This window comes from Moorena sp. SIO4A1 (assembly GCF_010672065.1).
Lineage (GTDB): Bacteria > Cyanobacteriota > Cyanobacteriia > Cyanobacteriales > Coleofasciculaceae > Moorena.
Map to the genome: position 1 here is coordinate 1 of NZ_JAAHHX010000144.1, position 5550 is coordinate 5550.

The following is a 5550-nucleotide window of genomic DNA, read 5'->3' on the forward strand; positions in this document are numbered from 1 at the left end:
CTTCATGGCAAAAAGAAAACCAAGCAGAAGGCTTGAAGTAAGGCTTGAGCCGGATGATGGGTAACTGTCAAGTCCGGTTCTTAGGGGAGGGGAGTAGAGTAATCTACAAACCTTACCCGACTTCACGTCCGGTTTTGGAGACGAGTCAGTAAGGTGACTTACTGGCTTAGTTTAATTCCAGAGTATCCGAACCGATAGGTGGAGTTGGGAAGAAGCCCACACTGTAATCTACGATTCAGTGTGGGAGTATGTCACTTGCGATGCCATGTGGTAACACCACCACCCTGGTCAATCAACGTAATCCCTTGAGCTTGCAAGTCATCGCGAATGCGATCGCTTAATTCAAAGTTCTTGGTTTTCCGTGCTTCAGCTCGCTGCTGAATCAGTGCCTCAATTTCCCCATCACTCAATCCATCCGTAGGAACTTCTGTTTCTTCTTCCGGTTGTGCTTCTAACCCTAATACCTCGGCTAATTCCACGAGACTACGCCATTGCTGCTCTAGTTCTGAAGCAGGAGTCTCTGTTTTACCCTGATGTACGAGGATATTGCCTTCCCGGCGTAACCCTTTGGCCACTTCAAACAATACCGCTAAGCCTCCTGCAAAGTTGAGGTCGTCATCTACGGCTTCTTGAAACTGTTGCGCTATAGTTTCTTTTCCCTGCAAAGGGTTTGAGGGTGTGGGTGTGGGGGACTGGTTATCCCACCCTAATTCTTTACCATAGTTATGTCCAAAAAGCAAGCCCTCTTTGAGAGTTTGCCAGCCATTGGTAGCAGATGCGATCGCATCATCAGTAAAATCTACTGGCTTACGGTATTGCGCCATTAACACAAATAAGCGCACTGCCATCGGGTCAACGGGACGGTCGAGTAAGTCTCGGATAGTAGTAAAGTTGCCTAGAGACTTAGACATTTTCTCTCCATCCACCTTAACCATACCATTGTGTAACCAATAACGGGCTAGGCTTTTACCAGTTACAGCTTCCGATTGAGCAATTTCATTTTCGTGGTGGGGGAAAACTAAGTCAGAGCCACCAGTATGAATATCAATGGTTTCCCCTAGCATATCTCGCACCATCGCCGAGCATTCAATATGCCAACCTGGACGACCTGCTCCCCAAGGGGATTCCCAGGAGGGTTCCTCTGGCTTAGCGCTTTTCCAAAGCGCAAAATCAAACGGGTCTTTCTTCTTAGGCTCAGTGGAGTCTGCTACATCTACCCGTCCACTGGCTCCTGCTTGCAAATCCTCTAACTTGCGCCCAGAGAGTTTGCCGTAGTCATCAAACCGACGCACTGAATAGTACACATCCCCATCCGCTTCGTAAGCATAGCCCTTTTGTTCCAACTCACACACCAGTCGCTTGATTCCATCTAAGGTATGAGTCGCGCGGGGGTAAGCATTAGCCTCTTGGACATTCAGCCTTGCCATATCTTCAAAATAGGCATCAATGAAGCGTTCAGATACTGCCTCCATAGAGGTGCCTTCCCTTCGCGCTCGGTTCAGGATTTTATCATCAATATCTGTAAAATTTTGGACATAATTCACATCATAGCCCCGCCATTGTAAGTAGCGACGAGCAGTATCCCAGACAATACAAGTTCTAGCATGACCCAAGTGGCAAAAGTCATACGCCGTAATGCCGCAGCAGTACATCCGGACTTTACCAGTTTCCAATGGCTCAAAGGATTCCTTGCGGCGGGTTAAGGTATTGTAAAGGTGTAGGGTCATGACAAAGAAAAGATAAAATCACCAACAGTGGGCTATAGATATACTATTGACATCCTCCCTGGTTATATCAAAGATTATAACCAGGGATTCCTAAGACTCACGACTTAGGTTTCTGTTTCCTTCTCCCCTTGGGGGAGTTTTTCGCACCAGCCTTCCGAGATTTACTCTCTTTCGCCGTAGGCGACGCTACGCGAACGGGTCTTACGGTCGCGTAGCAGACTGACACGGCAAGTCCTGCCGCCAAAATGTTAATTGATGCATTTATATCACGATTAGCCCGAAGGGCTACGCTACGCGAACGTGGTGAGCATTGCAGGATGGGCAATCCCATTCCCGAATATTCAAAGGTAAACACTCAAAACGATTTAGGCACACAGAACACAGTTTGCTACTAGGAAACCACTTATCAATGGCAATGGCTTCTCGATTATACCATTGAGACTTGTACTTAATCTGACGAATTATTTCCGCCCAGTTGGCCTCACTGATAACTTGAGCTAGTTTGTGATTTTTGACCAGATTTTTCACAGCCAAATCTTCAAACGCAATCAATTGGTTTTCTCTGACCAGTTGAGTAGTTAGCTTGTGGGGAAAATCTCGTCTAGCGTCTTTGATTTGTGCATGCACCCTGGCAACCTTTAAGAGGAACAGAACTAACGTCATTCAAAAAGAACAAGTCATCCTTTTTTTTCCATTCTGTCAACATTAAGGAAGTTTCCTTGTAGCTTATCCGTCGGGAGCGTTTGTACCAACCTGAAGTCCTAGCATCTAAAGCTTTGTTGTAAACAAGTCTTACACATCCTAGAGTTCTCCTCAGCAGAGTTTACTGTTCAGGGGTTGGATAGAAACGGTAACGGTAAGCTTTTTCGACCATTATTTACTCTTTAATATACATTCACATTTTAATCTATTCTGTGTAAATTGTCAAGTGGAGGTGCGACCCGTGGCGAATTTAATTACGGGTCAAGCGCACCTAGCAATTCATGAGGGGCTGTGTGGGTCACCTGCGTCCGCACTTTACACGCCCCGTCTCCCGTTATACCCGTAGGGTTAGCGGGAGATGAATTGCTGTTTCAGATAAAATACGATATCTTGGTAGATCTTGATTCTGAACTGTTTTCACAAGTTGCCTTATGCAAACTTTACCGACTGATTCCCCATCTGGTCAAGGGATGGAAGCTCCGAAACAAGGCTTACCCGTTACCATTATTACCGGTTTCCTGGGTAGCGGGAAAACCACCCTCCTTAACCATATCTTAAGTAATCAAGAAGGCGTCAAAACAGCAGTCCTTGTTAATGAGTTTGGTGAAATTGGTATTGATAATGAGCTGATTATCAATACTGATGATAATATGATCGCCCTGAATAATGGCTGTATCTGCTGCACCATTAATGATGATTTAATTGAAGCAGTTTACAACGTATTGGAGCATCCAGAAAAGCTGGATTATTTAGTGGTGGAAACCACCGGATTAGCTGACCCCTTACCAGTGGCGCTAAGCTTTTTGGGCACAGAATTGCGAGATATGACTCGTCTCGATTCTATTGTCACTATGGTAGATTCAGAAAACTTTAGTCTCGATCTATTTAATAGTGACGCGGCAAGTAGTCAGATTGCTTATGGGGATATTATTATCATCAACAAGACTGACTTGGTAGATGAAGCCAATGTAGACCAATTGGAAACCCGGATCAGAGATATGAAAACTGATGCTAGGATTTTGAGAACTACTAAAGCCCAAGTGCCAATTCCTTTAATTCTCAGTGTTGGTCTCTTTGAGTCTGATAAGTATTTCGACAGCAAAACATCAGATCATGATCATCACCACCATGATCATGACCATGATCATGGTGGTGATGATCACCATCATGACCATGATCACCACCATGATCATGACCATGATCACCATCATGACCATGATCACGCTCATCACTATCACTCCGATCACCTAGAAATTGACGGATTCACTTCCCTTTCTTTCGAGAGTGACAAGCCCCTAGGGCTTCGGAAGTTTCAGGATTTCCTAGACAATAAGTTACCCTCTAATGTGTTCCGCGCTAAGGGAATTCTCTGGTTTGATCAAAGTCCTCACCGTCACATATTCCACCTCAGTGGTAAGCGTTTCTCTATTGAAGATGATGAGTGGAAAGGTGAACCAAAAAATCAATTAGTCCTGATTGGACAAGATTTAGATCATGATACATTACGTGAGGAATTAAACCAGTGTATCTCTTCAGAGTCTACCAATACAGGGACGGGGATTTGGTAAGTAATTGTTGAATTAAGAATGAATAATGGTGAATTGAGAATTAATAATTGAGAATTAAGAATGGTGAATTAAGAATTAAGAATTAAGAATTAAGAATGGTGAAGGCAGAATTAAGAATGGTGAAGGCAGAAGCCAGAAGCCAGAAGCCAAAATTCTAAATTATACCTAAATTCCCAATTCTTAATTCACCATTCCCAATTCCCAATTCCCAATTCTCAATTCACCATTCCCAATTCACCATTCTTAATTCACCATTCTCAATTCACCATTCCCAATTCACCATTCTTAATTCACCATTCTTAATTCACCATTCTTAATTCACCATTCTTAATTCTTAATTCACCATTCTTAATTTCCCAAAAAAAACTTTTATAAAACCCTTGACAAAACTAATTATAATCATTACAATAATCACTATAAACCCGATGAGTTGGATTTTTTATTCATGTCACAAAAATTTTCCCGAAATTTCAAAAAACAACCTGCTCACCACGTCTTAAAAGGTTCTCGTGAAGCCGTAATCTATAGCATGCAGATGCTTTATTCCCTAGGCTATGCGGAGATTGCAGAATGGACTCCTCTGGAGAAAACTGATGTTCCCGGGGAAGTGATGACTACCATAACCAAGTATTGGCTGTTGCCATAACACCTTAACTTTCTGGGGGGGTTTCCCCCCCTTGGCCAAGTCACCTTTGGCCAATCCAATCTGATCACATCGGGTTAGAATTGGGAAGTTAGTGACATCGCGATTTCAACTGACTTATTGTGGATTTTAAATAGCCGTGGATAGTATTTCTACGGCTATTTTTTTGTAAGTATTTAGCTATCAGCGGTCAGTGGTCAGCGGTCAGTGGTCAGTGGTCAGCTTATTTTATTCAAAAGCACCGATTGCGCGTAGCAAATTAACTGTTCGCGTAGCGTGTGCGTAGCACATAAGCTGTTCGCGTAGCGTGCGCGTAGCGCATTAGCTGACGGCTGAATGCTTAGCTAATACCTATGATAATTGCTATAATTAAGGTTAAGTTTATAAAACTAAAACGCTGATGACAGGAAGTAATATTAGACAACAACTCTTAGACCATATTGAGGCATTACCTGGAGAAGAAGTCAAAACGATTCTCTTACAATGGCTAATTATCCCATCTAGTAACTTAGAAGATTTTGAAAAATTACTGACCAATCAATCCAACCAAATAACAGAAGAATCCTTTGATTACGGAGAGATAGACTCAGGATTAAATTTTCAACCTCTCACTGAAGAGGAAATGGTTCAGCAAAGTATATTAGCCCTGGAAGCTTATCGTCGTAATGGTTCCTCAGTAGATCATAACCGTGTGCGCGAATGGGCAGATAGCTTGACCTTGCTAAGATACTATTAGCCTTAAATGATATAGCATTTATCATAGTAATGAGGTACACAGTTTTTTTCCCTATTCCCTATTCCCTATTCCCTATTCCCTATTCCCTATTCCCTATTCCCTATTCCCTATTCCCTATTCCCTATTCCCTATTCCCTATTCCCTATTCCCTATTCCCTATTCCCTATTCCCTAT

At 42.9% G+C, this 5550-nt stretch carries 4 protein-coding genes and 1 pseudogene; 3 read left to right on the plus strand and 2 right to left on the minus strand.

Features of this window, described 5'->3' with window-relative positions; genetic code table 11:
* Window positions 1–251 precede the first annotated feature (251 nt).
* Window positions 252–1727, minus strand: a complete 1476-nt coding sequence (gene cysS / locus F6K53_RS34985) for a cysteine--tRNA ligase (protein ID WP_293066778.1) — start codon at window positions 1725–1727, stop codon at window positions 252–254.
* 97 nt (window positions 1728–1824) lie between these two features.
* Window positions 1825–2547, minus strand: a pseudogene (locus F6K53_RS34990) (RNA-guided endonuclease TnpB family protein).
* Window positions 2548–2860: 313 nt separating this feature from the next.
* On the opposite strand from F6K53_RS34990, the gene F6K53_RS34995 reads away from it, so the two are divergent.
* The 3 genes from F6K53_RS34995 (at window position 2861) to F6K53_RS35005 (ending at window position 5376) form a co-directional block, all read left to right on the plus strand.
* On the plus strand, window positions 2861–3997 hold the full coding sequence (locus F6K53_RS34995; RefSeq protein ID WP_293083873.1) for a GTP-binding protein: 1137 nt from the start codon (window positions 2861–2863) through the stop codon (window positions 3995–3997).
* A 445-nt stretch (window positions 3998–4442) separates the two neighbouring features.
* Window positions 4443–4643 (plus strand): hypothetical protein, encoded by a 201-nt coding sequence (locus tag F6K53_RS35000; RefSeq protein WP_293021272.1) that lies wholly within the window; start codon window positions 4443–4445, stop codon window positions 4641–4643.
* A gap of 397 nt (window positions 4644–5040) precedes the next feature.
* On the plus strand, window positions 5041–5376 hold the full coding sequence (locus tag F6K53_RS35005) for a hypothetical protein (protein ID WP_293043674.1): 336 nt from the start codon (window positions 5041–5043) through the stop codon (window positions 5374–5376).
* Window positions 5377–5550: the final 174 nt, after the last annotated feature.

Bases quoted from the DNA above. Each gene is read 5' to 3' on its own strand.
- cysS (WP_293066778.1), bottom strand. From the start codon at position 1,727: ATGACCCTACACCTTTACAATACCTTAACCCGCCGCAAGGAATCCTTT.
- F6K53_RS35000 (WP_293021272.1), top strand. From the start codon at position 4,443: ATGTCACAAAAATTTTCCCGAAATTTCAAAAAACAACCTGCTCACCAC.
- F6K53_RS34995 (WP_293083873.1), top strand. From the start codon at position 2,861: ATGCAAACTTTACCGACTGATTCCCCATCTGGTCAAGGGATGGAAGCT.
- F6K53_RS35005 (WP_293043674.1), top strand. From the start codon at position 5,041: ATGACAGGAAGTAATATTAGACAACAACTCTTAGACCATATTGAGGCA.